The 24,693-nt window shown below is 67.6% G+C and carries 27 protein-coding genes; 22 read left to right on the forward strand and 5 right to left on the reverse strand.

What is annotated here, in order from left to right; all coding sequences use genetic code 11:
* Positions 1-2: 2 nt before the first annotated feature.
* The 22 genes from fdxB (at position 3) to AC2IR1_RS09590 (ending at position 18,802) form a co-directional block, all read left to right on the forward strand.
* Positions 3-305 (forward strand): ferredoxin III, nif-specific, encoded by a 303-nt coding sequence (gene fdxB, locus AC2IR1_RS09485; protein ID WP_486476034.1) that lies wholly within the window; start codon positions 3-5, stop codon positions 303-305.
* Positions 292-837: a nitrogen fixation protein NifQ gene (locus AC2IR1_RS09490; protein ID WP_486476035.1), complete on the forward strand. Its 546-nt coding sequence runs from the start codon at positions 292-294 to the stop codon at positions 835-837. The genes fdxB and AC2IR1_RS09490 overlap by 14 nt, the downstream gene beginning before the upstream one ends.
* A 1-nt stretch (position 838) precedes the next feature.
* Positions 839-1,279 carry a hypothetical protein gene (locus tag AC2IR1_RS09495; protein WP_486476036.1) on the forward strand — a complete coding sequence of 147 codons (441 nt, stop codon included), beginning with the start codon at positions 839-841 and terminating at the stop codon, positions 1,277-1,279.
* A gap of 174 nt (positions 1,280-1,453) precedes the next feature.
* Positions 1,454-1,774, forward strand: coding sequence for an iron-sulfur cluster assembly accessory protein (locus AC2IR1_RS09500; RefSeq protein WP_486476037.1), 321 nt, complete (start codon positions 1,454-1,456; stop codon positions 1,772-1,774).
* A 12-nt stretch (positions 1,775-1,786) separates the two neighbouring features.
* Positions 1,787-2,845, forward strand: coding sequence for a Fe-S cluster assembly protein NifU (nifU, locus tag AC2IR1_RS09505; protein WP_486476038.1), 1,059 nt, complete (start codon positions 1,787-1,789; stop codon positions 2,843-2,845).
* A 12-nt stretch (positions 2,846-2,857) separates the two neighbouring features.
* Positions 2,858-4,066 carry a cysteine desulfurase NifS gene (gene nifS, locus AC2IR1_RS09510; protein WP_486476039.1) on the forward strand — a complete coding sequence of 403 codons (1,209 nt, stop codon included), beginning with the start codon at positions 2,858-2,860 and terminating at the stop codon, positions 4,064-4,066.
* Positions 4,067-4,075: 9 nt separating this feature from the next.
* Positions 4,076-5,254, forward strand: coding sequence for a homocitrate synthase (gene nifV / locus AC2IR1_RS09515; RefSeq protein WP_486476040.1), 1,179 nt, complete (start codon positions 4,076-4,078; stop codon positions 5,252-5,254).
* Complete coding sequence (gene cysE / locus AC2IR1_RS09520) at positions 5,251-5,982, forward strand: serine O-acetyltransferase (protein ID WP_486476041.1); 732 nt, start codon at positions 5,251-5,253, stop codon at positions 5,980-5,982. Before nifV ends, cysE begins: the two co-directional genes overlap by 4 nt.
* Positions 5,983-5,996: 14 nt before the next feature.
* Positions 5,997-6,323 (forward strand): nitrogenase stabilizing/protective protein NifW, encoded by a 327-nt coding sequence (gene nifW / locus AC2IR1_RS09525; protein WP_486476042.1) that lies wholly within the window; start codon positions 5,997-5,999, stop codon positions 6,321-6,323.
* 11 nt (positions 6,324-6,334) lie between these two features.
* On the forward strand, positions 6,335-6,640 hold the full coding sequence (locus tag AC2IR1_RS09530; protein WP_486476043.1) for a hypothetical protein: 306 nt from the start codon (positions 6,335-6,337) through the stop codon (positions 6,638-6,640).
* A 23-nt stretch (positions 6,641-6,663) separates the two neighbouring features.
* Positions 6,664-7,419, forward strand: coding sequence for a molybdate ABC transporter substrate-binding protein (gene modA, locus AC2IR1_RS09535; RefSeq protein WP_486476044.1), 756 nt, complete (start codon positions 6,664-6,666; stop codon positions 7,417-7,419).
* A complete protein-coding gene (gene modB, locus AC2IR1_RS09540) occupies positions 7,416-8,114 on the forward strand; it encodes a molybdate ABC transporter permease subunit (RefSeq protein ID WP_486476045.1) in 699 nt (232 codons plus the stop codon). The genes modA and modB overlap by 4 nt, the downstream gene beginning before the upstream one ends.
* On the forward strand, positions 8,111-8,842 hold the full coding sequence (locus tag AC2IR1_RS09545) for an ATP-binding cassette domain-containing protein (protein ID WP_486476046.1): 732 nt from the start codon (positions 8,111-8,113) through the stop codon (positions 8,840-8,842). Before modB ends, AC2IR1_RS09545 begins: the two co-directional genes overlap by 4 nt.
* Positions 8,843-9,189: 347 nt before the next feature.
* Positions 9,190-10,479 carry an RNA polymerase factor sigma-54 gene (gene rpoN / locus AC2IR1_RS09550; protein ID WP_486476047.1) on the forward strand — a complete coding sequence of 430 codons (1,290 nt, stop codon included), beginning with the start codon at positions 9,190-9,192 and terminating at the stop codon, positions 10,477-10,479.
* Positions 10,480-10,741: 262 nt separating this feature from the next.
* The gene (gene nifA, locus AC2IR1_RS09555; protein WP_486476048.1) at positions 10,742-12,490 is read left to right on the forward strand and encodes a nif-specific transcriptional activator NifA; all 1,749 of its coding nucleotides are present in this window, start codon (positions 10,742-10,744) and stop codon (positions 12,488-12,490) included.
* A gap of 269 nt (positions 12,491-12,759) precedes the next feature.
* A complete protein-coding gene (gene nifB / locus AC2IR1_RS09560; RefSeq protein WP_486476049.1) occupies positions 12,760-14,256 on the forward strand; it encodes a nitrogenase cofactor biosynthesis protein NifB in 1,497 nt (498 codons plus the stop codon).
* 85 nt (positions 14,257-14,341) lie between these two features.
* Positions 14,342-14,551 carry a 4Fe-4S binding protein gene (locus AC2IR1_RS09565; RefSeq protein ID WP_486476050.1) on the forward strand — a complete coding sequence of 70 codons (210 nt, stop codon included), beginning with the start codon at positions 14,342-14,344 and terminating at the stop codon, positions 14,549-14,551.
* Between the two features lie 18 nt (positions 14,552-14,569).
* A complete protein-coding gene (locus AC2IR1_RS09570) occupies positions 14,570-15,325 on the forward strand; it encodes a 4Fe4S-binding leucine-rich repeat protein (protein ID WP_486476051.1) in 756 nt (251 codons plus the stop codon).
* Positions 15,315-15,650 (forward strand): nitrogen fixation protein NifZ, encoded by a 336-nt coding sequence (locus tag AC2IR1_RS09575; RefSeq protein WP_486476052.1) that lies wholly within the window; start codon positions 15,315-15,317, stop codon positions 15,648-15,650. The genes AC2IR1_RS09570 and AC2IR1_RS09575 overlap by 11 nt, the downstream gene beginning before the upstream one ends.
* Positions 15,647-15,862, forward strand: a complete 216-nt coding sequence (gene nifT / locus AC2IR1_RS09580; RefSeq protein WP_486476053.1) for a putative nitrogen fixation protein NifT — start codon at positions 15,647-15,649, stop codon at positions 15,860-15,862. The genes AC2IR1_RS09575 and nifT overlap by 4 nt, the downstream gene beginning before the upstream one ends.
* 2 nt (positions 15,863-15,864) lie before the next feature.
* Positions 15,865-16,692, forward strand: a complete 828-nt coding sequence (locus tag AC2IR1_RS09585; RefSeq protein ID WP_486476054.1) for an SIR2 family NAD-dependent protein deacylase — start codon at positions 15,865-15,867, stop codon at positions 16,690-16,692.
* A gap of 103 nt (positions 16,693-16,795) precedes the next feature.
* Positions 16,796-18,802 carry an FAD-dependent oxidoreductase gene (locus tag AC2IR1_RS09590; protein WP_486476055.1) on the forward strand — a complete coding sequence of 669 codons (2,007 nt, stop codon included), beginning with the start codon at positions 16,796-16,798 and terminating at the stop codon, positions 18,800-18,802.
* Positions 18,803-19,113: 311 nt separating this feature from the next.
* Here the strand turns inward: AC2IR1_RS09590 and AC2IR1_RS09595 are convergent, their stop codons facing one another.
* The 5 genes from AC2IR1_RS09595 to AC2IR1_RS09615 form a co-directional block, all read right to left on the reverse strand.
* Positions 19,114-19,881, reverse strand: a complete 768-nt coding sequence (locus AC2IR1_RS09595; protein ID WP_486476056.1) for a glycosyltransferase family 2 protein — start codon at positions 19,879-19,881, stop codon at positions 19,114-19,116.
* Positions 19,882-19,953: 72 nt separating this feature from the next.
* The gene (locus tag AC2IR1_RS09600) at positions 19,954-20,526 is read right to left on the reverse strand and encodes a DedA family protein (protein ID WP_486476057.1); all 573 of its coding nucleotides are present in this window, start codon (positions 20,524-20,526) and stop codon (positions 19,954-19,956) included.
* Positions 20,513-21,685 carry a glycosyltransferase gene (locus AC2IR1_RS09605; protein ID WP_486476058.1) on the reverse strand — a complete coding sequence of 391 codons (1,173 nt, stop codon included), beginning with the start codon at positions 21,683-21,685 and terminating at the stop codon, positions 20,513-20,515. The genes AC2IR1_RS09600 and AC2IR1_RS09605 overlap by 14 nt, the downstream gene beginning before the upstream one ends.
* A 3-nt stretch (positions 21,686-21,688) precedes the next feature.
* The gene (locus tag AC2IR1_RS09610) at positions 21,689-22,813 is read right to left on the reverse strand and encodes a UDP-2,3-diacylglucosamine diphosphatase (RefSeq protein WP_486476059.1); all 1,125 of its coding nucleotides are present in this window, start codon (positions 22,811-22,813) and stop codon (positions 21,689-21,691) included.
* Between the two features lie 616 nt (positions 22,814-23,429).
* Complete coding sequence (locus AC2IR1_RS09615) at positions 23,430-24,617, reverse strand: pyridoxal phosphate-dependent aminotransferase (RefSeq protein ID WP_486476060.1); 1,188 nt, start codon at positions 24,615-24,617, stop codon at positions 23,430-23,432.
* Positions 24,618-24,693 lie beyond the last annotated feature (76 nt).

Here is a 24,693-nt window from a genome sequence, read left to right on the forward strand (position 1 = left end):
CCATGGGAATGGTCGCCTTCACCAGGGGCGGGGCCGAATACGTGCCCGAGTTCCTCATGGCCATCAACGCCGAGAAATGCATCGGCTGCGGGCGCTGCTTCAAGGTCTGCGGGCGGGGTGTGATGACCCTGCACGGGCTGACCGAAGACGGCCAGCTCGTTCGGCCCGGTACCGATGAATACGATGATGTCGAAGATGAGATCATCAAGAAGGTCATGGCCATCGTGGCCGAGGATGACTGTGTCGGCTGCGGGGCCTGTGCCCGGGTGTGCCCTTCTGATTGTCAGACCCATGCAGCACTCTGACCTCTCCCAACCGCATGTGGAGGAGGGCAGGGCGCTGACCTGCTGGGATTTCTCGGCCATCCTGGCCCATGCCCTGGCGGAACGCGCGGCGGGCAAGGGACCCTTGACCGAACGCCTTGGCCTTTCGGGGCAGGAAATCGCCGCGCTGCGGGACAGGTGGTTTCCCGGATGTCTCCTGCCCGATACGGATCTGCCCGCACCGGACATCCCGGGTGATCAGCGGGCCGTGCGCACCCTGATCCTGTGGCGTGGCAAGACCACCAGCGACGAAGCACGCTGGTTGTCCGCCATTCTGGCCCGCCGGGCGATGGAGCCGCGCCACCTGTGGGAAGACCTGGGGCTGCCGGATCGCCCCTCTCTGACCGCCATGATCCGGCGGGAAATTCCGGGCCTTGCTGCGGCGAACAGCCAGAACATGCGCTGGAAGAAATTCTTCTATCGGCAGATATGCGCGGATTCCGCCTTTGCGCTGTGCCTGTCGCCCAGTTGCGAGGCCTGCGATGAACGGGCCGAATGTTTTGCACCGGACTGACATGTCGGACCTCCTGGCAGGGGCGGAGGCTGCACGCAGTCGCCCTGCCGAAAGCGCGGCCGCGATCGCACGCGCTCTGCAGGCCGCCCCGCATGACCCCGATGTCCGGTTGGCGGCCTATCGCTTCCATTTCTACAATCACGACCACGCGGCGGCGCTGCCGCATGCGCGGGCGCTTCTGCATCATGCGGCGCGACAGCTGAACCTCGCCCCTGACTGGAAGGATGTCCGTCCGGGCGATGCCGCATTTGGCGAAGCCGCCTTTGCGCCGGGTCTCTACCTTCAGGCGCTGGTGGCCATCGGCTACTGCGCGGCGCGGACCGGAGATATCGGCGAAGCGGTATCCGCCCTGGGCCGGGCCGCGCAACTGGATCCGAAGGATCGCTTCGGCGGGGCATGGCTTCTGCGTCAGATGCAGGCGGCGGAGACGGAAGAGGACTGAGCGCGGTGCTGTCGTTTCCGGTGTCGTCGCGACGGTCTTGTCGCAAATGCCTCAATGTCGTGTGAACTCTTTGAAGAAGTGGCGGCAGGTCTCTGAAAACACGCGGGAAAACATCTTGGCACGTAGCTTGCTTGTAGCAACCCAAAGGCCACGCTTGAACAGGAGACCCTCCCCATGATCGAGATTACCGAACCTGCCCGCACTGCCATCAAGTCTGCCATCGACGGGGCCGGACAGCCTGTCGCGGGTCTGCGCGTCATGGTGCAGGGCGGCGGTTGCGCCGGCCTGAAATACGGCATGGCGCTGGAACTGGAAGCCCAGCCCGATGACGCGATCATCCAGGCCGGAGAGGTGACCGTGCTGGTGGACCCCGCCAGCCAGGAACACCTGAGCGGTACGACGATCGACTTCACCACCGGGCTGGATGGCTCCGGCTTTGTTTTCGACAACCCGAACGCCAAAAGCTCCTGCGGCTGCGGCAAGTCCTTCTGCTGAGGAGATAAGGCAATGTGGGAATACAGCGACAAGGTGAAGGAATATTTCTTCAATCCCAGGAATGCTGGTGCCCTGGCCGATGCAAATGCTGTGGGTGAAGTCGGCAGCCTCAGCTGCGGCGACGCGCTGAAGCTGATGCTGAAGGTCAATCCCGAAACGGACGTCATCGAGGATGCGAAATTCCAGACCTTCGGCTGTGGGTCCGCCATCGCCTCCTCCTCGGCGCTGACGGAGCTGATCATCGGCAAGACGATCCAGGACGCACGCCGCCTGACCAACCAGGACATTGCCGATTTCCTAGACGGGCTGCCGCCCGAAAAAATGCACTGCTCCGTGATGGGGCAGGAAGCGCTGACCGCTGCCGTTGCCGCCTACACGGGGGAGGACCTGGAAGAGGACGACCACGAGGAAGGCGCCCTGATCTGCCGTTGTTTCGGTGTCGACGCGGGCATGATCGAACGCGCGATCCGGGGCAACAAGCTGACGACGCTGGAAATGGTGACTTTCTACACCAAGGCGGGCGGCAGCTGTAACTCCTGCCGCGAGCAGGTCGAGGAACTTCTGGCGGACACCAACAAGGCGATGGTCGAAGAGGGCGCGCTTGCCGCGGAAGAGGCCTTCGTCTTCGGATCGGCGCCGCTGCCCGCGAAGAAAAAGAAGGTTCAGGGCTTCGTCATCCCCGATACGCCCCCCGCGCCCAAGCCGGAGCCGCGCCCCTCTGCACCTGTCCAGATCGCGATGCCGGGGGCAGCCCCCGTCGCCCTGGCCGAAGCCCCCGAAGCCCGGGTGAGTGAACCCGCGCCTGCCGCGACCCAGGCTGCGCCGACCGGCCTTTCAGCGGCCAAGGAGGCAATCCTGGCTGCCAGGATCATCGAGGACCTGCGCCCGGTCTTCCGCCGCGATGGCGGGGATGTCGAGCTTGTCGACATGGAGGGCTCCATGGTCCTCGTCCGTCTGACCGGGGCCTGCTCGGGCTGCCAGCTGGCGGCGCAAACCCTGGGCGGGATCCAGCAGAAGATCACCGAGGCGCTTGGTCGTCCCGTCCGCGTCATGCCCGTCGCCAAGGTCTGAGGAGATATCGCCATGACCCTTCCTCCCGTCTATCTCGACAACAATGCCACCACCCGCTGCTTCCCCGAGGTCGTGGAAGCGATGCTGCCCTACTTCACGGAGCAGTTCGGCAACGCCTCTTCCATCCATGCCTTCGGGGCGGAGGTCGGCGGTGCGCTGCGGACGGCGCGCCGCTCCCTCCAGGCGCTGATCGGGGCGGAACATGATCACGAGATCATCTTCACCTCCGGTGGGACCGAGTCCAACAACACGGCGATCCGTTCTGCCCTGCAGGTGCAGCCGGGGCGGAACGAGATCATCACCTCCATGGTGGAACACCCCGCGATCCTTTCCTTGTGCGACTGGCTGGAGAAGCACGAGGGCGTGGTCGTGCACCGCATTCCCGTGGACAGGCAGGGCCGGCTGGAGATCGACGCCTACCGTGAGGCCCTGTCGGACAAGGTGGCCCTTGTCAGCTTCATGTGGGCCAACAACGAAACGGGCACGGTTTTCCCCGTCGATGGCCTGGCGGAGCTGGCGCACGAGCATGGCGCGCTGTTCCATACCGATGCCGTGCAGGCCGTGGGCAAGCTGCCCATCGACCTCAAGACGACCGAGATCGACATGCTGTCTCTCAGCTCGCACAAGTTCCACGGGCCGAAGGGGCTGGGTGCGCTTTACCTGCGCAAGGGCACGCGGTTCCGGCCTTTGCTGCGGGGCGGGCACCAGGAGCGCGGCCGCCGCGCCGGGACCGAAAACGCCCCCGCGATCATCGGACTGGGGCGCGCAGCGGAAATGACGATGGCGACGCTGGCCGAGGATACGGTGCGGATGACCGCGCTGCGCGACCGGCTCGAACAGGGCCTGGTGCAGAGCGTCGGCCATTGCTTCGTGACGGGCGATCCCCACGACCGTCTTCCGAACACCGCCACCGTGGCCTTCGAATACATCGAGGGAGAGGCCATCCTGTTGAAGCTGAATCAGGCAGGTATCGCGGCGTCTTCCGGCTCCGCCTGCACCTCCGGATCGCTCGAACCTTCGCACGTGCTGCGGGCGATGGACATCCCCTTCACCGCCGCCCATGGCGCCATCCGCTTCTCCCTCTCGCGGGAAACCACGGATGCCGACGTCGACCGGGTGCTGGAGGTGATGCCGCAGATCATCGCCGGGCTGCGAGAGATGTCTCCCTTCTGGTCCGAGGCCGGCGCCCAGCCGGATGGTTTCAACCCCGCCTATGCCTGAGGTGCCGTCATGAAAGCCGAAACCTTTCCCGCCGTTCCAAATCGCCTGATGCTTTGCGACACGACGCTGCGCGACGGCGAACAGACCGCCGGTGTGGCCTTTTCCCTGAAGGAAAAGCTGGCGATTGCCCGTGCGCTGGATGCGGCCGGGGTGGGGGAGGTCGAGGTGGGCATCGCTGCCATGGGATACGATGAGATCGCCCAGATCCGCGCGGTGATTGCCGAGTTGCGACAGGCCGTTCCCGTCGTCTGGTGCCGCCTGCGGATGCATGATCTGGACATGGCAGCCAAGACCGGTGCGCGGCGGGTTCACTTCGCGGTGCCGACCTCTGACCGGCAGCTGGCGGGCAAGATGCGCACCGACCGCGACTGGGCCCTGAGGGAGACGGCTGCCCTCGTCTACTGCGCGGTTGCGCGCGGGTTGGAGGTTTCGGTCGGGGCCGAAGACGCCAGCCGCACGGATCCGGACTTCCTGCTGCGCCTGGCCGAGGTCGCAGCCGCTGCCGGGGCCATCCGTTTCCGCATCGCGGATACTCTTGGCCTGCTGGATCCGATGGCGGCGCACCGGCTGGTGGCTGAATTGTCGGCCCGCTGCCCGCTGCCGCTGGAATTTCATGCGCACAACGACTTCGGCATGGCCACGGCCAACACGATGATGGCGGCCATGGCCGGTGCACCCTTCCTGTCGGTGACGGTCAACGGGCTGGGCGAACGGGCGGGCAATGCCGCGCTGGAAGAGGTCGCCGCCGCGCTGGAGGCAAGCGGGATGTCCTCTGGCATCGACCTGACGGCGCTGTCGGGGCTGTCCTGTGTCGTGGCCGCGGCATCGGGCCGGGCGCTGCCCCCGGCCAAACCCATCACCGGGGAGCTGGCCTTCGCGCATGAAGCCGGGATCCACGTCGATGCCATCCTGAAGGCCGCCGACACCTACGAGGATCCCCGCTGCGCACCGGCGCGCTTCGGACGCGAAAGGCGGATCGTTCTGGGCAAGCATTCCGGCCTCGCCGGGCTGCGTGCGGCCCTGGCCGACGCGGGCCTGCCGGTCGAAGACAGCATTCTGCACGGGCTGAAGCCCCTGCTGCGGCGCCATGCAGAGCGTCGCAAGCGTCCGGCGACCGCCGAGGACCTGCGCCACATGGTCAGCTGGCTCTCCCGGCTGAACCGCATCCGGGAGGAGGACCTGGCATGACCCGCATCACGCGACTGATCAGAAGCGACTTCGCCGCGATCCGCCTGAGGGATCCCGCCGCGCGGGGCAAGCTGGAAACGGCGCTGACCTATCCGGGGCTCCACGCGATCACCGCGCACCGTCTGTCCCATGCACTCTGGACCCATGGCATGCGCTTTCCGGCCCGGGTGCTGTCCTACCTTGCCCGCATGGCCACCGGGATCGACATCCACCCCGGTGCGAAGATCGGCGCGGGCTTCTTCATTGATCACGGCGCGGGCGTCGTGATCGGTGAAACGGCAGAGGTCGGTCGCGACGTGACGCTTTACCATGGGGTGACGTTGGGGGGCGTGTCCTGGTGCCCGGGCAAGCGCCATCCGACCCTGGGGGACAACGTCATGGTCGGCGCGGGGGCCAAGATCCTGGGGCCGATCCTGATCGACGAAGGGGCGCGCGTGGGTGCCAATTCCGTGGTGGTGGAGCCTGTGCCCGCCCTGGCGACCGTGGTGGGCATCCCGGCGCGGATCGTGCAGACCGACCGCATCGCGGGCACGGATCCCTGGCGCGTCGACCTGAACCATCACCTTGTGCCCGATCCCGTCGGCCGCCTTCTGGCGCGCCTGACCGATCGTGTTGCCTTCCTGGAAGCGCGCCTGGCTGCCCGTGATGCCATGGCCGACCCTGACACGCCTTCCCTGAGCGGAAGCGCAACCGATGCCTGCGAACGCGCCTGCCGCGCGCCCAACTGACCGAGGAGAGCCACATGAACATTATCGACCGACTGAGCCGCCTCTCTTCCGCGGAGGAAATTTTTGAGCTGCTGGACGTGCCCTACGCACCCGAGGTGGTCAACGTGGCGCGCCTGCACATCATGAAGCGGTTCGGCAGCTACCTGCGGGACGTGCAGGCCGAGGGCCGGACCGAGGAAGAGCTCCTCCTGGAATGCCGCGAAGGGCTGACCCGCGCCTATGACGATTTCGTCGAAAGCTCTCCGCTCAAGGAGAAGGTCTTCAAGGTCTTTCGCGACGAGGAGGAGAAGAGGAAGGCCAAGTTCGTCGGTCTGGACACGCTGACCGTCGCGTCCCGCTGAGGAGGAGAGAGATGCCGTTTGCCCCCCGCCGTATCCCCCGCAATCTGGCCCAGAGCGGACACGACACCCAGCCGCCCGCCGGGGCTGCCGGTGCCAAGCCCATGATCACCATTCGCCGTCGCAAGCGCGACAGCGCGGCGCTGCGGGTGCTGACCCGGATCTGCCCCGGCAATTGCTTCCACTTCGGGGCGGGGGACCGGGTGGAGCTGCAGGCCGGTGCCTGCACCTTCTGCGGTATCTGCCGGCAGGTTTGCGGCGACACCGGGGAAATCATCTGGCCCGACCTGCCGTCGGACGGGCCTCTGCAACTTGCCTGAACCCTGCCACGGGAGCCGAGACGATGAATGACCGCTGCCCTGCTTCTTTCCTGGTGAGCCTCGCATTGCTGATTGCAGCCCCGCTTGCCGCCCCGGCAGAGCCGCTGTTGCTCGCTGCGGCCTCCACCGCCCAGGCAGTGGATGCGGCGCTTGGCGAAAGTGGTGTGGGCGCCCTGACGAGCTACGGCGCCTCCGGCACCCTGGCCCGGCAGCTGGAGCAGGGTGCGCCGGCCGATCTCTTCATCTCCGCCAATCCGAAGTGGATGGCCTACCTGGTGGATGCCGGACTGGTCGATGAGGGCGAGGTTTCCGTGCTGATGTCGAACGCCCTTGTCCTGATCGGGCCCGCAGGGGAAAAACCGGCCAGCCCGCAAGGCCTTGCAAGAGCTCTCGCCGACGGGAACTTCGTCATGGCCGATCCGCAGGTCGCCCCGGTGGGGGCCTATGGAAAGGCCGCGCTTCAGACGCTCGACCTTTGGGCGACGCTGGAGCCGCGTTTCGTCCCGACCCGAAACACCCTTGCGACCGTCGCCGCCGTGGCCAGCGGAGAGGCAGCCCTGGGCCTGGTCTATGCCAGCGATGCGACGGGACAGGCGGGGGTGGCGGTGCTTGCGCGTCTGCCCGCCGAAAGTCATCCGCCGATCCGCTACCTGATCGCGCCCGTGGCGCAGGGCGAAGACCCCGAAGGCGCCCGCCAGTTGGAACATTTCCTTCTGGGGGCGGAAGGGGCCGCGATCCTGGCGCAGCATGGTTTCATCACGCTGGAAGGGACCGAATGATGGCCTGGCTTTCTCCCGTGGAACAGGAGGCTCTGCTGCTCTCCCTCGGGTCATCGACCCGGGCGGTCCTGTGGTCGCTGCCGCTGGCCGTTGGGCTGGGCTGGCTCCTGGGAAGTCGTCGTTTCCCGGGGCATGGGCTGCTCAATGCGGTCGTGCACCTTCCACTGGTCCTGCCGCCGGTGGTGCTGGGCTACCTGCTGCTGTTGCTGCTGGGGCGAAACGGGCCGCTCGGCGCTGCGCTGCAGGGGATTTTCGGTGTTCGGGTGGCTTTCACATCGCAGGCGGTGGTGATCGCCTGCGCCGTGGTCGGCTTTCCGCTGCTGGTCCGTGCAATCCGCCAGTCGGCAGAGGCGATCGACCCCCGCTATGCCCGCGCCGCGCGCAGCTTGGGCGCGTCGGAGCTTCGGATTTTCGCGACCGTGACCCTGCCTCTGATGGCCCCGGGGATCCTGACCGGGATCACGCTGGCCTTCGCCCGCGCGGTGGGGGAGTTCGGCGCCACGATCACCCTTGCGGGGAATATTCCCGGCCGTACCCAGACCCTTCCCCTCGCGCTCTTCACCGTCACGCAGAGCCCGGGTGGAGAGGCGGCGGCGCTGCGTTTGTGCCTGCTGTCCCTCGCGCTGGCGGGCGGCGCGCTGATGGCCTCCGAAGCGGTGGCGCGGCGCGTCACCCCGCAGGAGGTCCGGGCATGATCGCGATCCATCTTCGCCACCGTCAGGGAGATTTCAGGATCGAGGTTGATCTGGCGCTGCCCGCGCAGGGGATCACCGGCCTGATCGGTCGATCCGGCTCGGGGAAGTCGACGCTGTTTTCCTTGCTGGCCGGGCACCGGCGCCCGGCGGAAGGTTGCATCACGCTGCGCAACCGGGTGCTGTTCGACAGCCGTGCACGGGTCAATCTGCCGCCCGCACGGCGGGGCATTGGCGTCGTGTTCCAGGATGGCCTTCTGTTTCCGCACATGTCCGTCGCCCGCAATCTCTCCTATGGGGCACGCGCGACACCCGATGCTTTCCGGGCCGAGGTGATCGACGCGCTGCAGCTCGCTCCGCTGCTCTCTGCCCGGCCGGGGCGCCTGTCCGGTGGCGAAAGGCAACGCGCGGCGATTGCCAGGGCGCTCATGGCCGGGCCGGAGCTTTTGCTGCTGGATGAACCGGTCTCGGCGCTGGATCCGGGTTTGAAGGCACGCACGCTGGACCTGATCGCGAAGGTCCAGGAGCGGACTGGCATTCCGATGATCTACATCAGCCACGCCCCGGAGGAGGTCCGCAGGCTCTGTTCCCGGGTCGTGACGATGCACGACGGGCGCTGCACGGATATCGCCCTGGCCCAGGGTGCGACCGCGCAGTCGCCCGAACCGAAGTGCACGCCGTTGTTTCCCCCCTGTCGCCCACTGGCGGCGGCAGCCAGCCCAGGCCGATGAGAGAGGTGATCCGATGATCCTTTGTTCCTGCACCAGTTTGACCCGCGCCGATCTGCGAGCCGCCGTTCAGGTCGGCGCCCTTGCCGCGGAACAGGCGGATCACAGCCCCCACGCCGTCTTTCGCCGCTGCGGGCGCAGCGTCTGCTGCGGCAATTGCCTGCCCTCCGTCAGGAGGGAGATCGACGCGGAACTCTGCGGTGCGGGCCCCTGCGAGGCACGCCGGGCACGGCAATCGTGACTGCCGCGGGACCAGGTTCTGCCGCTTTCGGCGGCATTCAATGCCGTACGGGCGACGGCCCGCGCGGTTCCAACCCTCGAATTGACGTGAAGATGATAGGCTGATCCCCATGGAACTCGTCCAGACCCTCGCGCAGCGCCAGACGATGCAGATGAGCGGGCAGATGCTCCACTCTCTGACCATTCTCGGCATGTCTTCGAACGACCTGGATGAACACCTGCGCGAAGTGGCCGAGAGCAATCCCCACCTGCGCTACCGTCCGCCTGCGGCCTTTTCCACCGGTGCTTCGCAAGGTGGTGAGAGCTTCGATGCGGTGGCGGCCCTCGCGGCGGACCGGCCCAGCCTGATGGCCCATGTGGTCGAACAGATCGAACGCGCTTTCACCAATCCCGCCGAACGGATGATCGCCCTGCATTTCGCCGAGGCGCTGGAACCCTCCGGCTGGCTCGGGCGGCCGGTGGAAACCATCGCGGCCCTTGCCGGGGTGCCAAGCGCCCGGGCCGAACAGGTGCTGGCCGTGTTGCAGGGGTTCGAACCCACGGGGCTCTTCGCGCGATCCCTGGCGGATTGCCTGATCCTGCAGGCGAGGGAGCAGGATATCCTGACCTGGGAGGTGGAGGCATTGCTGAGCCACCTCGACCTCGTGGCGGAAAGCCGGTTCGTGGAACTGGCGGAGATCTGCGACTGCGAGCCGGTCGATATTCCCGATATCCTGGCACAGGTGCGCGGGTTGGATCCCAAGCCGGGCATGGCGTTCGACCATGCCCAGACCCCGATCGCGCCCCCGGATCTGCTGGCCAGCAAGGGCGACGGTGGCTGGACGGTGGAACTCAACCGCGCAACCACGCCGGTCCTGACCGTGCAGGAAGAGCTGCAGGAGGACGAGGCGGCGGATGCGGAGGCGCGCCGGCAGCGCAGGAAGACCCTGAACGAGGCGCGCACCCTGGCCCTGGCGCTGGAACGTCGTGGGGACACGCTGTTGCGGACGGCCGCCGTGCTGATCAGCCGCCAGGCCCGGTTCCTGGAAGAAGGCGCTGCCGCGCTGACCCCTCTGACCCTGGAAGACGTGGCCGGAGAGCTGGGTGTGCATGCCTCTACCGTCAGCCGCGCGGTCTCTGGCCGGATGATCCAGACGCCGACCCGCGCGCTGCCGCTGCGGGCCTTCTTTTCGCGGGCCGTGGCCAGCGGGGGTGGGGGTGTCTCCCGCGATCGGGCGATGGATTTCGTCGCGCAGGCCGTCGCGGCCGAAGATCCCACCAACCCCCTCAGCGACGAGGCGATCGTGGCCCTGGCGCGGCGTTCGGGCGTGCGGATGGCGCGGCGGACGGTGGCAAAGTACCGTTCGACCCTCGGTGTGGCATCTTCCTATGAACGCCGGCGCAGGGCGCTCAGCGCGTGAACCTGCTCCCGATTCGCCTTGCGCGCACTGACCCGTGGGTCAGATCCCCCCAGTTCCCGGCTGCTTTGCCGATTTCTTGCCCAGTGGACGGCGTAAATTGGCGTGTTTCAGGGGCGGCGGAGCCTTGTGAACAAGGTATTTCGCGCGCGAACCCAACGAAACGTTACAATTGATGGAACGGCCAGGAAACAGCGCCCCGACCACGGGGAAGGACTGCGGGCCGGATCTGCCAGGTACCACGTCAAAGGAGGGATCTCCGAAGATGGACTACTCAGCACTCAAGGACCGTTCCGAAAGCGAGGCGAAGGCCCCGCGCCGCACGCCCCAGGTAGCGGGAGGGCGCGATCGCCTTGCGCTGGATGCCATATACGAGATCGCGCGCAGTTTCTCTTCGGCGGACGACCCGATGGAGGTCGTGCCGCGCATCATGGATGTGCTGACCTCCTTCCTCGACCTGCGTCACGCGGTGCTCGCCTTGCTGACGGAGCCGGGCGCGAAGACGGCGCAGGGCAGGGTGAACCCCTACACCATCGCCGCAACATCTTTCACCCGCGATCCGGAGGAGCCGGCCGAAGCCGTCCTGCCGGAGGAGATCGCGAGCATCGTCTTCAAGACGGGGGTGCCCCTGGTGTCCTTTGACCTGGATCGGGAATTCGGCCCGCATGCGGTGCCCGACAGGCTGCGCGGACAGAGCCAGGCAGTCATTGCCGTGCCCCTGCGTGACCCCGATCGCAGTCACTTCGTTCTGGGCGTGCTCTGTGCTTTCCGCACGCATGATACCGGATGGTCGGGGCATTCCGATCTGGATGTTCGCGTTCTGACCATGGTCGCCTCGCTGCTGCAGCAGGCACTGCATTTTCGCCGGCGCATCGCACGGGATCGCGCCCGCGCACAGGAAGAAACCCGACGCCTGTTGCAGACCGCGACAGAGCATCGGGGCGTGCGGCCGCCGGTCTCGCTTGACGGGATCATCGGGGACAGCCCCGCGATCGTCGGTGTGATCGACCAGGTGAAGCGCGTCGCGGGGACCAATGCGCCCGTGCTTCTGCGCGGTGAAAGCGGCACCGGGAAGGAGCTGTTCGCCCGCGCGGTCCACACGGAATCCGAGCGCCGCAAGGGTCCCTTCGTACGGGTCAACTGTGCTGCGCTGTCCGAAACCCTGCTGGAGGCGGAACTCTTCGGGCATGAAAAGGGGGCCTTCACCGGGGCCACCGCCCTGAAGAAGGGGCGATTTGAGCTGTCGGATGGTGGCACGCTCTTCCTCGACGAGATCGGGGAGATCAGCACGACCTTCCAGTCAAAGCTGCTGCGCGTTCTGCAGGAAGGGGAGTTCGAGCGGGTTGGCGGGACGCGGACCATAAAGGTCGATGTCCGGCTGGTTGCTGCCACCAACAAGGATCTGGAAGCTGCGGTTGCCCGTGGGGAATTCCGCGCCGACCTCTATTTCCGGATCTGTGTCGTGCCGATCGTCCTGCCACCACTGCGCGAACGCAAGAGCGATATCCTGCCGCTGGCCCAGCTCTTCCTGGACCAGTTCAACAAGGAAAACGGCACCGAGGTGAAGTTCGCCACCGACGCCTTCGACACGATCTGCCGCTGCTCCTTCCCCGGAAACGTGCGTGAGCTGGAAAACTGCGTGAACCGTGCCGCCGCGCTGTCGGATGGGGAAGTCGTTCTGGGAGAGGAGCTTGCCTGTCAGCAGGGATCTTGCCTCTCCTCCGCGCTGTGGCGGTTGCAGAACGACGCCTCGCCCATCGGGGGACTTGCCGTCGGCAAAGTGGTGACGCCTTCGGTCCGGCGCCCGGCGCCGGCGGATCCGGTCGACGTGCCACAGGACCATGTGCCGGCCTATCCCCGCCGCAAGACCGCGAACACGGCCCGCGAAGAGCTGATCGCGGCGATGGAGGAGGCTGGTTGGGTGCAGGCGAAGGCCGCTCGCCTGCTGGGCATGACCCCGCGCCAGGTGGCCTATGCCCTGCAGAAGCACGGTGTCGAAGTGCGCAAGATCTGAACCCGGATCACTTGCGGATCCCAGGTGTTCCCGCCGCCCGGATGGTTGTCGCCGTCCGGGCGGTTTGCCCTTGGTCGCGCCCGACATCGGACGGCGCCCATCTGACATCTCCTTGCGATCCCGGCATTCCCTGCCGCGCGTCGGTTTGTCGGATGCTTTGTCTTCAATCCGACAAACCGCTGCGCTTCGGGATGCGTGGCTTGGCACGCCGCTTGCTGCTCCCACTCCATCAGGCCCGCCAAGATCCGCCAGCAACGAGAGGAAACGCCATGACTGCCAATGTCATCTCGCTCGACGGTCTCTCCGTCGGTTCCAAGGACACCCTGACCAAAGCGATGGAGTCCGAAGGCTGCTCGACCTCTCGCTGCGGCTCTTCGGATGCGCCGGAGGACATGGATCCCGCCACCTGGGAAAAGGTGAAGGATCACCCCTGCTACTCCGAGGAGGCGCATCATTACTTCGCCCGGATGCACGTGGCCGTGGCGCCCGCCTGCAACATCCAGTGCAACTATTGCAACCGGAAGTACGACTGCGCCAACGAAAGCCGCCCCGGCGTGGTCAGCGAACGGCTGACCCCCGACCAGGCCGCGCGGAAGGTCATCGCGGTGGCCAACGAGATCCCGCAGCTGTCGGTGCTGGGCATCGCCGGGCCGGGGGACAGCGCCTATGACTGGCGCAAGACATCGGCCACCTTCAGGAAGGTCCAGGAGGAGCTTCCGGACATCAAGCTGTGCCTGTCGACGAACGGTCTGTCCCTGCCGGATCATGTCGATGAGCTGCTGGACATGAACATCGACCACGTCACCCTGACGATCAACATGATCGACCCGGAGGTCGGGACGAAGATCTACCCCTGGATCTTCTACCAGCACAAGCGGCACACCGGGCTGGAGGCCTCCCGCATCCTGCATGAACGGCAGATGCAGTCGCTGGACCTGCTGCATGAACGCGGGATCCTGGTGAAGGTGAATTCGGTCATGATCCCAGGGATCAACGACAAGCACCTGCTGGAGGTGAACAAGGAGGTGAAGCGGCGCGGCGCCTTCCTGCACAACATCATGCCGCTGATCTCGGCCCCTGAACACGGCACGGTCTTTGGCCTGGAGGGGCAGCGCGGCCCGACGGCGGCAGAGCTGAAGGAGCTTCAGGATGCCTGTGCCGGTGGCGCCAACCTGATGAAGCACTGCCGCCAGTGCCGCGCCGATGCCGTGGGTCTGCTGGGAGAGGACCGGGGGCAGGAATTCACCATGGACCTGGTGCCGGATGAAGTGACCTACGACCCGCAGAAGCGCGAGACCTACCGCGAATGGGTCGCCAAGGAACGGGAGGATCGCCGCGTCGCAGCCGCCGAGGCGAGGGCGGAGACGGAAACCGCCGTCGCGCAGGACGCGGGTGCCATGCTCGTTGCCGTTGCCACCAAGGGCGGCGGACGGATCAACCAGCACTTTGGCCATGCCACCGAATTCCAGATCTTCGAAGTCGATGCAGAGGGCGTCCGCTTCGTCACCCACCGGCGCTGCGACAACTACTGTGTTGGCGGCTACGGCGAGGAAGACAAGCTGGAGCTGGTCATCAAGACGCTGGAGGGGATCGATACGATCCTGTGCGCAAAGATCGGCGACTGCCCGCGCGAAGATCTGGCCGCAGCCGGTATCGAAGCGATCCAGGACCATGCCTACGACTACATCGAAACCGCCGTCTCCGCCGTCTACCGCGCGCGCCGGGGCCTTGCCCAGGACGCAACCGTCGCGGTGGAAACGGCGTGACGGAGCGCGGCGGCAGCCCCGCTCCCCGCTGTCGCCGCGCCCTGTCTGCCCTCCTTCAACCCGTTGACCCGGAAAGGATTTCCCCATGGCCTTCCAGATCATCCAGTCCAACTGCACCGTCTGTGGCGTCTGCGAGGTCGAATGCCCGAATGCCGCCATCAGCTTTACCGGAGAGACCTACATCATCGACCCGGTGCTTTGCACCGAATGCCAGGGCAACTACGACAAGCCGCAATGTGCCGAGATCTGCCCGGTGCCGGAAACCTGCGTGCCAGATGCGCAGCCGGTGGCCTGAGGTGGGGCGCTGAACGCGATGCCGGAGGGGCCGCCCCCGGTCGACTGGCAGGGCCAGCCGCTTGATTGCGACCGCTGCCGGTTCCGCGACCGGCTGGCGCCGGGGCGCTGCGGGCAGGGCTGGGCCTGCGCCCATGATCGCTACGCCAAGCGGATAGAGCGGTTCTTTCTGCTGAACCGCGACCTGGCCGACGAATGCCTGTCGATGCCCTATTTCGAGACGCGGATGAACGCCGCGCGGGTGGCATCGGTGTTCCGCCTGCCCCGGCTGTTGTCGGATACCGACGCGGGCGTCAGGGCCATGGCGATCCTGCGGCTGCCGCCCGCGCAGGCGGAACGTCGGATGAAGGACCCGGACCGGCGGGTGCGGATCGCCGTGGCACACAGGGTGCCGGCGGAAAAGCTTCTGCCGATGACGGCGGACGAGGACAGCTACGTGCGGTCCATCGTGGCCCGGAGGGCGGAACCGGGGATGCTGCCGGTGATGATCGCCGATGCGGACCCCGAGATCCGCCGCATCGTCGCCCGGCGCCTGAACCCCGACTGGCTTGACCGGTTCCGCGCCGATCCCGATCCGCTGGTCCGGCGGGAGGCCGCGCGGCGAAGGCCCGGGCTTTTCACCGGGGACGAGGATCTGCGGGTGCGCCACGTGGTGGCCGAGCAGGGCCCCGTTGAAGCGGTGCGCGCCCTGCTGGACGACCCGGAAGACATCATCAGGGAGACCGCGGCGGCGCGGCTCTCGCAACTGGAGAAAGGGGCCCGAGATGTCCACTGACGACCGAGAGATCGAGGTCTACCGCGACCCGGCCTTCCTGCCGGGGGACAGGGTGATCTCGAAGAAAAATGTCAATAATGACGGGACGATGGCCGGCAAGGAGATCGGAGAGACCGTCGTGAGGAAGGGCGATGTCGGCTATGTCCGCGACATCGGCGTCTTCCTGCAGCAGTTCTACATCTACGCGGTCGATTTCGTCGGGCGCGGCAGCATCGTCGGCATGCGCGAGAGGGAGCTGGTGCCCGATGAACTGGGCGCGCGCAGCGCCGCGGAGCAGGGGTTGCAGCCCCATATCGTCACCCGAGTGCAGGAGGCCGCGGAATGAAGGTCATGATCCGAAATACCCCCAAGGGAATGGAAGCCTACGTGCCCAGGAAGGACCTGGAGGAGATGATCGTGGAAACCGAAAAGCCCGACCTCTGGGGAGGTTGGGCGCGGCTGTCCAACGGCTGGATCTTCGAGATGCCGGCCTTCGACGAGCCGCCCACGCTGCCGGTGACGGTGGATGCCCGCCGCATCGCGACGCAGGAGGCGTGACGATGTCCGATCTGGATCAGCTTGACCTTGCCCTGGCAGAGGTGGCCCGGGGCGCGCGCGTGCCCTACCTGGGGCCGGGCGTTTCCGCCCTGTCCGGGGGCAACCTGCCGATGACCACCGCCGACCTCTGCGCCAGGATCGAGGCAGAGGTACGGCCGCCCCGCCGGGCCGCTGGCAACCTCTGGGCGGTGGCGCAATACGTCGAAAGCCGGAAGTTCCGAGCCACGCTGGATGACATCATGCGCCGCGCCTTCGCCGGACAGGGCGGGACGAACCCGGTGCACGACTGGCTGGCCCGGATCGCGCCGCCGCTGATCGTGGACACCTGGTACGACGACGGCCTTCCGGCGGCCTTCCCCGAGGGGGGCGACTGGGCCATGGTGCAGGGGGTCAGCCGCAACGGCGAATGGATCGACATCTTCACCCGCAGCTACGACAGCCGCGGGCAAGAGATCGAAGCGCTGGATTCTGATGTGAAAACAGTGCTCTACAAGCCGCATGGCATGGCGCGCCCGGATCGGTCATTCCTGTTGTCGGACAGTGATTACGTCGAGGTCCTGACGGAAATCGACATTCAGCGCCCGATCCCCGAAGAGGTGCAGAAGCGCCGGACGGGGCGCCCCTTCCTGTTCCTTGGCTGCCGTTTCGACGACCAGATGCTGCGCAGTTTCGCGCGGCAGATCGCCAAGCGGTCGGCGCCCGGGCATGTCGCGGTGATGCCGGGGCCGCTGACGCGGATGGAGGGCAAGTTCCTGGAAGAGCTGGGCATCACCTGGCTCGACCTGCCGGTGGAGGCCCTGGAGGAAGCGCTGAGCGTGCCCGAGGGCTGAGTCGCCGGAACGCTGCGGCACTTCGCGGGCCCAGGGGCCTGCGCGGATTGAAAACCCGCCCTCTGCGGGCTCTTATGCCGGGGCCTGCAGAGGGAGGAATGCAATGGCTTATCCGCAGATGCTGCGCCCGCTGGACCTTGGTTTCACCACGCTCCGGAACCGGGTGATCATGGGATCCATGCACGTGGGGCTGGAGGAGGTGAAGGGCGGGTTCGACCGCATGGCCGCCTTCTATGCCGAACGGGCGCGGGGTGAGGTCGGGCTGATCGTGACGGGCGGCGTGGCCCCCAACGAACGCGGGCGTCCCTTTCCGGGCGGGGCGAAGCTGTCGACGCCCCAGGAGGCCGAGCAGCACCGGGTGGTGACCGAAGCGGTGCATGAGGCGGGCGGGAAGATCGCCATGCAAGTGCTTCATTTCGGGCGCTATTCCTATCAGAAGGACCTGGTAGCCCCCTCTGCCGTGAAGGCGCCGATCAACCCCTTCGTGCCCCATGAGCTGAGCGCGCAGGAGGTGGAGGAGACCATCGCCGATTTCGTCAACTGCGCCGCGCTGGCGCAGCAGGCGGGATACGACGGCGTGGAGGTGATGGGATCGGAAGGCTACCTGATCAACGAGTTCATCGCGGAACGCACCAACCGGCGCGAGGATCAATGGGGCGGCAGCTTCGAGAACCGCATCCGCCTGCCGGTGGAGATCGTCCGGCGCATCCGCGAAAGGGTGGGGCCGGAGTTCATCCTGATCTACCGCCTGTCCATGCTGGACCTCGTGGAGGGCGGCAGCACGGCCGAGGAGGTCGTCGCGCTGGCGAAGGCGGTCGAAGCGGCGGGGGCGAGCATACTGAACACCGGGATCGGCTGGCACGAAGCCCGGGTGCCGACCATCGTCACATCCGTGCCTCGGGCCGCTTTTGCCTGGGTTACCAAGCGCTTGAAGGGAGAGGTGGGGATCCCGCTGGTGGCCACGAACCGGATCAACATGCCCGAGGTGGCTGAGCGGCTGCTGGAGGAGGGCTATTGCGACATGGTGTCGATGGCGCGGCCCTTCCTGGCAGATCCGGCGTTCATGGTGAAGGCGCGCGAAGACCGCGCGGAGGAGATCAACACCTGCATCGCCTGCAACCAGGCCTGCCTGGATCATACCTTCAGCGGCAAGATCACTTCCTGCCTGGTGAACCCGCGGGCCTGCCACGAGACGGAGCTGGTGATCGCGCCGGCAGAGGTGCCCCGGCGGGTGGCCGTGGTCGGGGCGGGGCCGGCGGGAATGGCCTGCGCGGTGACCGCCGCCGAGCGTGGGCACAGGGTGGTTCTTTTCGAACAATCGCAAGAGGTTGGCGGGCAGTTCAATGTCGCCATGAAGATCCCCGGCAAGGAGGAATTCGCCGAAACCCTGCGCTATTTCCGCAAGCGGCTGGCGCTGACGGGGGTGGAGCTGCGCCTGGGGCAGCGGGCAGAGGCGGAGGCGCTGTCGGGCTTTGACGAGGTCGTCCTGGCCACCGGGATCCGCCCCCGCACACCAGAGATCGACGGCATCGGCCACGAGAAGGTGCTGGGCTACCTCGACGTGCTGCGGGACGGCGCGCCGGTGGGCGCGAGGGTCGCGGTGATCGGCGCCGGCGGCATCGGGTTCGACACGGCGGAATTCCTGGTGGAGGAGGCCGGGCCACGCTCGGTCGAGGCCTTCTGCAGGACCTGGGGCGTCGATCAGGGCTTTGCCCGCGCGGGCGGGATCATGCCGCCGGAGGACGAGGCGCCCTTGCGGAAAGTGTATCTGCTTCAACGGTCTAAGGGGAAGGTTGGCGGCAAGCTGGGCAAGACGACTGGCTGGATCCACCGCGCCACGCTGGCCAAGCGTGGGGTGCAGAGTATCGGGATGGTCACCTATGAGCGTATCGACGACGCGGGGCTGCATATCACCCGGGACGGCGTGCCGGAGGTGCTGGAGGTGGACAACGTGGTGATCTGCGCCGGGCAGGAGCCCTGCCGCGATCTGGAGGCGGCGCTGCGCGCGGCGGGGGCCTCTGTCCACCTGATCGGCGGGGCGGATGTGGCGGCGGAGCTGGATGCGAAACGCGCCATCGACCAGGGCACGCGGCTGGCGGCCGCGCTCTGACCGTGGGGCGGGGTTAACCCAGTCCTACAGCATCGTGTCCAACGTCGGTACTGCAGTGCAGCGACTCACACCGCCCGGGCCTTGGTTAACAGGGGTTTCGGGCCGAAATCGGAACGTCGGTATCACGTCGGTATTGCGTCGGTATCGCGGCGGTGCGGCATGGCCGGATCGCCCCGGGTTAACGAGGCGTGCGGTGGTGAGGGAGGTGAAGGCCGGGCCGCGGGCGGGGGAGAGGTGGGGCGAGTGGGGGAGCAGCGGTGGATTGCATCCACCCTACGGGGAGGCTCCGGGGGGGGCGATCGGCTTTGTTATCAGGCCCGGGCGCGGCGCAGGCGCAGGATCTGGCGCAGGATGGTGCCCAGGCCCACGGTCCGGAAGATGTCGCGCATCATCCCGGCATCGGCCTTCAGCCCGGCGAGGGTGCCGTACTTGTCGGCCTTCAGCGGGCTGACCACGTCCGGCCAGGAGACGACGGCCACATGCAGGTGGGCCTGCAGCCAGAGCCGGTTCATGAAGACCTCGAGCCCGAAGCGGGGCAGGTCGGCCAGTTCATCCAGGTGCCGGGTCATCAGCGCGCGCGGCATCACCCGTTCGCCGGAGATGTAATCCAGCCCGATCGCGCGCCAGGGCGCGGGGGCATTGCCACGCAGCGACAGCGAGGCGCCGGTGCGGCCCGACAGCACCGGCTGGGCGAGCCGGGTCAGGTGTTCGGGCTTCAGGCCCAGGAGGTCGCTGTCGAGGAAGAGCACGAAGTCGCCCCGCGCTGCGCGCAGCCCTTCGGCCACCGCGCGTGTCTTGCCGCCGTTCACCGGCTGGCGGATCAGCTGCAGACGGTTGCAGCCGGTGCTGCGGCGGTCGCGGATCACGCCTTCGACCACCTCGGCGGTGCCGTCTGTGGATCCGTCGTCCACCACGATGAGCTCCTCCACCTCGGGCGTGGCAAGCGCCACGTCGAGCACCCGGCGGATCCGGGGGGCCTCGTTGAAGGCGGGAATGATGCAGGTCAGCCGCGGTGCGGGGGCGGTGCGGGTGGTGTGGGGTTCGGCAGTGGGTTGGGCAGTGGGTTGGGCGGGGGACATGAGGGGAGCCGTTGGTTGGGACATGGCGTATGAGTTAGGTCGATCCTGCCCGTTCGACAGGTGGGCGGTGCTTCAGGTCGTGCGCTTGCGGAAGAAGAGCCAGCTGCCGATCGCCACGAGGATCAGGGCCAGCAGGCCGAGGGAAATGCGCCCGATCCAGTCGTCGATGCGGGTATAGGCGGCGCCGAAGCCGTAGCCCACGGCAACGAAGAACAGGCTCTTGGGTATGGTGCCCAGCAGGTTGAACCACAGGAACTGGCTGATCCGCATGCGGGCGGTGCCGGCGGCGACCAGGACGGGGAAGCCCATGGAGTGGGTGATCTTGCCCAGGATCAGCGTGCGCCCGCCCTTGCATTCGAAGTGACCGGCCAGAAGTTTCAGCCGCGCCGGGCGCAGGCCCAGCCGGCGGCGCCAGCCCTCTGGCAGTTTCGCCAGGCCCCAGCGGCCCAGGGCATAGGCCAGGAAATCGCCCAGCAGGTCCGCCAGGATCACGATGATGATCACCGACCAGAGGTCGAACCGCCCGGTGGAGGCCAGCCAGGCCGCGATCACCGTGACGATGGGCCCTTCGATCACCGCGACCGGGGCCACCAGGGCCAGGCCGTACTTGGCCAGCAGGGCCGCGACGGTTTCAAGGCCGAACATGCTGCGGTCTCCGGTCGGAGCGGGGCTTGGCGTTGCCGGGGGTATTGCCGGGGGTGACCTCTGCCTCCATCTCGTTGCCGCGCCAGGAGAAGCCCTGGCGGAGCAGGCCGGAGAGCCAGATCGCGGGTTGCAGCAGGTCGCGGGTCAGCATGGCGGAGAGGTCGCGGGCGTCGAGCGGGATGCCGTTGGCCCGGGCGAAGGCGATTTCGGCGGCGTACCAGGCCAGCAGGAAGCCCAGCGCCCAGAGCGGCGAGGCGCCCAGCGCGGTGAGCACGATCAGGCACAGGAAGCCCAGGGCGGGCGCCTGCAGCAGTTCCAGCGCGAAGAGCGTGGGGAAGCCCTGGCGGCGGATCACGCTCCAGCGCAGCTGGCGGTCCCAGACGGACCGGGCGGAGCGGCGGCCCACCGGGTGGCGCGACAGGCGGGCGGGCAGGCGCACGCGCAGGCCCTGGGCGCGGATGAGCTTGGTCGAGCCGACGTCTTCGGCGGTGTCACGGCCCAGCGCGGCCAGCCCGCCGCCGGCCTGCAGCACGCGGCGGTTCCAGAACAGGGTCTTGCCCTGGGCAAAGCCCAGTCCCAGCGTGTCGGCGGCCAGCTGCCAGCGGGCCTGCCAGGTGTTGAGGAAGGCGCATTCCACCGCGCCCCAGAAGTTTTCCGGATCGCTGCCCACCGGCGGGCCGGAGACGAGACCGGTGCCCTGTTCCCAGGCGTCCGCCAGGCCGGAGAGGTAATCCGCGTCCAGCATCAGGTTGGCATCTGTCAGCACGAACCAGTCGGAAGAGGCGGCCTCCACCCCCTTTTCGACGTTGTTCAGCTTGGGATTGGCCGACAGGTTGCTGCGCCCGGTCAGCAGGCGCGCGGGCACCTGGGGATGAGAGGCCATCATGTGGCGCAGGGGCGCGCAGGCGGGATCGGCGGGATCTTCGGCGCAGAAGATGACCTCGTAATCGGGATAGGCCTGGGTGAAGGAGCTTTCCAGGGTCGCGCGGTCGTGCGGGTCGAGCCCCTTGACGGGCCGGACGAGGGAGATGCGGGGGCGGAAGCCGGTGGCGGCGCGGGGCCGCAGGGTGGGGCGCAGGGCGGCCAGGGTGCAGCTGCCCAGCTGCGCGGAGAGGGAGAGCGTTGCGATCCCGCCGAGGAGAATGTTCGCCGCCATCATGATCTAGGCATCCTGTGTTACGGGGCCGAAGGGGGCCGTCGCAGGTACCATCTGTGGCGCATCCCCCCATTCGACAAGTCTCAATGTGCCGTCGTGATGTTCCGTGAGCGCGGTGAAGCTGTCGATCCAGTCCCCGCAGTTCGCGTAGATCGTGCCGTCGATGTTGTCGAGCATCGGGCGGTGGCAGTGGCCGCAGATCACCCCGTCGGCCCCGGCTTCGCGGGCCATGGCCACCAGCCGGTTCTGGAACCGGCCGGCCATGACGAAGAGGCCCGAGAACTTGACGATGGCGCGCTGGATCGCGGTGGACTGGTCGGGCATGCGGGTGAAGAACCGCCGCCCCAGCCAGTCGTCGAAGCCGCGCAGCATGGCATCCAGGCGGGAGCCGAGGCGGGTCATGAAGTGCTGGCGCATCAGGCGGCTGTCGGCCTGGTCGCCGTGCAGCACGAGGTAGCTGCGGCCATCGGCGCCCTGGTGGGTCATGGTTTCGCAGTGCTGCCAGCCCACGGGCAGGTCGTTGTCGCAGGCGCGCAGGGCGGCATCGTGGTTGCCGGAAAGGTAGATCACCTCCACCCCGGTTTCGGCGCGGCGGTCGAGTTCGCGCATGAAGGCCTCTGCCGCCTCGGGCCAGTGGATCTTGCCGCCGTGCCAGATGTCGAGGATGTCGCCCACGAGGAAGATCCGGTCCGCTTCATGGGCGGAGAGGAAGGCGAGGGCCGCATCGGGGCGGGAGGCGCGGGCGCCCAGGTGCAGGTCCGACAGGAAGACGGAGCGCACCCGTTCGGGCGGCTTGCCGCGCCCGCCGGGGGCTGCGGGGCTGTTGGCGGCGGTCGTGCGGCTGGCGGCACCGGGCAGGGCCGCGCGAAGCTGTTCGCAGGCCGGAAGGCCGGAGTTTGGAAGGCCGGAAGGGGCCCGGGTCACGGGCTGGCCCAAGGGCCGTGCGGGGGTGTCGGGCAGTACCGTGCCGCCCGGCAGGGCGCCGGGTGCGGGGGCAGGGCCACGCCGCAGGACATGAAGCGTGTGGGGCGCATGGGGGGGCGTGCGGCGGAAGGCGTCCTGCACGGGCAGGCTTGCGTCCGTCGGCCCCTTGGCGGGAAGGCGGTCGATTTTCCGTGCGGGAGAGGCCACGCCAGCTGCACCCTTAGAGCTTCGTTCGCGGCGATCAATGGGCGCGGCAGGTGATGTTTTCGTGACGGTCACGTATCGGATCGGTGAATTCTACCGCCCCCGTTTGTCCCGGAGGGAAGAACCGCCCGGCGATTAGACGAAGCCCCCGGCAGGAAGGTCGGGGATGCGTCCTACCTAATGACGACACCCGGCATGTCAACGGATAAGACGCCGGCGCCCGGCCCCTGAGGCAGCCCGTCGCAACCCCCGTGCGCGGGACGCAGGCCCAGCAGGCGCGGGGTTCGCGGCGCCGTGAGGCCTGTCGCGGGGGTCCGCGGAGGGGGCTGACGTTACGTCCCGCGGTGGCGGTGCGGCGCCGAAAACTGCTTGTTCAAAAGGCGAAACGGGCCTCTTTGCCGGGCTTGGCACTGGGGGAGCGCCCCGGGATGGAAAGCGGGGCGGGATCCGGCCTGCCGGGGCGGTGGGGATCGGCGGGCCATTGCCGGGCCATCGCGGCACCATCACCGGGACAGCCCGCGCGCGGGCTTTCCCAATTGCGTGATCCCGCCCCGCGCGCCCTGCGGGACGGGCCTGGAGCCGTGGGCGGCGGAGTTGATCGGGCGATGACCCTGGATGATCAGAGCGCCTTGACGATCCGTTCCGCCGCATCGGCCAGCTGTTCGGCGGGGCGGGCGACGCAGAGGCGCACGTAGCCGCGGAAGTCTTCGCCGAAGAGCGACCCGGGCGCGAGGCCCACGCGGGCGTCGGTCACCAGTCGCAGGCAGGTGGGGCCCGCGTCTTCCTCTCCGTCGAAGCGGAAGAAGGCATACATGCCGCCCCTGGGCTTTGCGGGAAGGATGACGCGGTTGGAGCGGCCCAGCACCTCGTAGACGGCATCGAGGCCATCGCGGCAGCGGGCGCGGATCATTTCGACGGTGGGTTCGCCATGGGTGAGCGCGGCCAGGGCGCCGGCCTGGATGAAGGCGGCGGTGCCGGAGTTCATGTACTGGGTCAGCGCATGCACCGTGGGCGCGACGGAGGCGGGGTGGTTCAGCCAGCCGATGCGCCAGCCGGTCATCGCCCAGGCCTTGGAAAAGCCGTTGATGCAGAAGACCAGGTCCTCTTCCGTGGCCTGTTGCAGGATGGAGGGCGCGGCGCGGCCCTCGGCCACGAGGCGGGCATAGACTTCGTCCGAGATGATCCAGACGCCGTGGCGGCGGGAGAAGTCGAGCAGGGCCGCGTAGAGCGCTGCATCGGCCATGAAGCTGTTGGGATTGGCGGGGCTGGACAGGATGATGACCCGGGTGCGGGCATCGCAGGCGTCAAACAGCCGGTCGAGGTCCAGCGTCCAGGCGCCATCGACGAGGTCGAGCGGGACGCCGCGCGGTTCCGCCCCGGTGACGGAGACGGCGTGCCGGATGTTGGGCCATTGCGGTTCGACGATGACGGCATTGTCGCCGGCCTGCAGCAGCATGGTCAGGGCGATGTGCATCGCCTGCATGCCCGAGGGCGTGATGGTGGTGCGGTCCGGGCCCAGGTCGATGCCGTGCAGGTCGGACTGGTAGGCGGTGAGGGCGCGGTGCAGGTCGGGGCGGCCCTGCATCTGGGGCACGTAGAAGACCTCTCCGGCATCGAGGCTGTCCTTTGCCGCCTGGCGGATGAAATCGGGGGTGACGATATCGCCTTCGCCGTACCACAGGGGGATCATGTCGGGCACGCCATCCGCGCGGGCGGCGAGGGAGGCGATGTTTTCGGTTTCCAGGTCCGCGAGGTTGGGGCGGATGGCGGAAAGGGCGGTGTCGGGGGAAAGCAGGCGGCGGTGCACGGGAGGCCTCTTGTCAGCGGTGAGAGCCGGGACAATCTGCGCCTTTGGGGGAGGGGTCAAGCCGGGCGGCGTACCG

This window comes from Pseudooceanicola sp. NS-SX8, assembly GCF_057380755.1.

Excerpts from the sequence above, each read along its gene's own strand:
- AC2IR1_RS09490 (WP_486476035.1), top strand. The coding sequence starts at position 292 with ATGCAGCACTCTGACCTCTCCCAACCGCATGTGGAGGAGGGCAGGGCG.
- nifW (WP_486476042.1), top strand. The coding sequence starts at position 5,997 with ATGAACATTATCGACCGACTGAGCCGCCTCTCTTCCGCGGAGGAAATT.
- cysE (WP_486476041.1), top strand. The coding sequence starts at position 5,251 with ATGACCCGCATCACGCGACTGATCAGAAGCGACTTCGCCGCGATCCGC.
- nifB (WP_486476049.1), top strand. The coding sequence starts at position 12,760 with ATGACTGCCAATGTCATCTCGCTCGACGGTCTCTCCGTCGGTTCCAAG.
- modA (WP_486476044.1), top strand. The coding sequence starts at position 6,664 with ATGAATGACCGCTGCCCTGCTTCTTTCCTGGTGAGCCTCGCATTGCTG.
- AC2IR1_RS09570 (WP_486476051.1), top strand. The coding sequence starts at position 14,570 with ATGCCGGAGGGGCCGCCCCCGGTCGACTGGCAGGGCCAGCCGCTTGAT.
- nifU (WP_486476038.1), top strand. The coding sequence starts at position 1,787 with ATGTGGGAATACAGCGACAAGGTGAAGGAATATTTCTTCAATCCCAGG.
- AC2IR1_RS09495 (WP_486476036.1), top strand. The coding sequence starts at position 839 with ATGTCGGACCTCCTGGCAGGGGCGGAGGCTGCACGCAGTCGCCCTGCC.
- AC2IR1_RS09595 (WP_486476056.1), bottom strand. The coding sequence starts at position 19,881 with ATGTCCCCCGCCCAACCCACTGCCCAACCCACTGCCGAACCCCACACC.
- AC2IR1_RS09545 (WP_486476046.1), top strand. The coding sequence starts at position 8,111 with ATGATCGCGATCCATCTTCGCCACCGTCAGGGAGATTTCAGGATCGAG.
- rpoN (WP_486476047.1), top strand. The coding sequence starts at position 9,190 with ATGGAACTCGTCCAGACCCTCGCGCAGCGCCAGACGATGCAGATGAGC.
- AC2IR1_RS09500 (WP_486476037.1), top strand. The coding sequence starts at position 1,454 with ATGATCGAGATTACCGAACCTGCCCGCACTGCCATCAAGTCTGCCATC.
- AC2IR1_RS09530 (WP_486476043.1), top strand. The coding sequence starts at position 6,335 with ATGCCGTTTGCCCCCCGCCGTATCCCCCGCAATCTGGCCCAGAGCGGA.
- nifA (WP_486476048.1), top strand. The coding sequence starts at position 10,742 with ATGGACTACTCAGCACTCAAGGACCGTTCCGAAAGCGAGGCGAAGGCC.
- AC2IR1_RS09600 (WP_486476057.1), bottom strand. The coding sequence starts at position 20,526 with ATGTTCGGCCTTGAAACCGTCGCGGCCCTGCTGGCCAAGTACGGCCTG.
- fdxB (WP_486476034.1), top strand. The coding sequence starts at position 3 with ATGGGAATGGTCGCCTTCACCAGGGGCGGGGCCGAATACGTGCCCGAG.
- AC2IR1_RS09565 (WP_486476050.1), top strand. The coding sequence starts at position 14,342 with ATGGCCTTCCAGATCATCCAGTCCAACTGCACCGTCTGTGGCGTCTGC.
- AC2IR1_RS09590 (WP_486476055.1), top strand. The coding sequence starts at position 16,796 with ATGGCTTATCCGCAGATGCTGCGCCCGCTGGACCTTGGTTTCACCACG.
- AC2IR1_RS09575 (WP_486476052.1), top strand. The coding sequence starts at position 15,315 with ATGTCCACTGACGACCGAGAGATCGAGGTCTACCGCGACCCGGCCTTC.
- nifV (WP_486476040.1), top strand. The coding sequence starts at position 4,076 with ATGAAAGCCGAAACCTTTCCCGCCGTTCCAAATCGCCTGATGCTTTGC.
- AC2IR1_RS09585 (WP_486476054.1), top strand. The coding sequence starts at position 15,865 with ATGTCCGATCTGGATCAGCTTGACCTTGCCCTGGCAGAGGTGGCCCGG.
- AC2IR1_RS09605 (WP_486476058.1), bottom strand. The coding sequence starts at position 21,685 with ATGATGGCGGCGAACATTCTCCTCGGCGGGATCGCAACGCTCTCCCTC.
- nifS (WP_486476039.1), top strand. The coding sequence starts at position 2,858 with ATGACCCTTCCTCCCGTCTATCTCGACAACAATGCCACCACCCGCTGC.
- nifT (WP_486476053.1), top strand. The coding sequence starts at position 15,647 with ATGAAGGTCATGATCCGAAATACCCCCAAGGGAATGGAAGCCTACGTG.
- modB (WP_486476045.1), top strand. The coding sequence starts at position 7,416 with ATGATGGCCTGGCTTTCTCCCGTGGAACAGGAGGCTCTGCTGCTCTCC.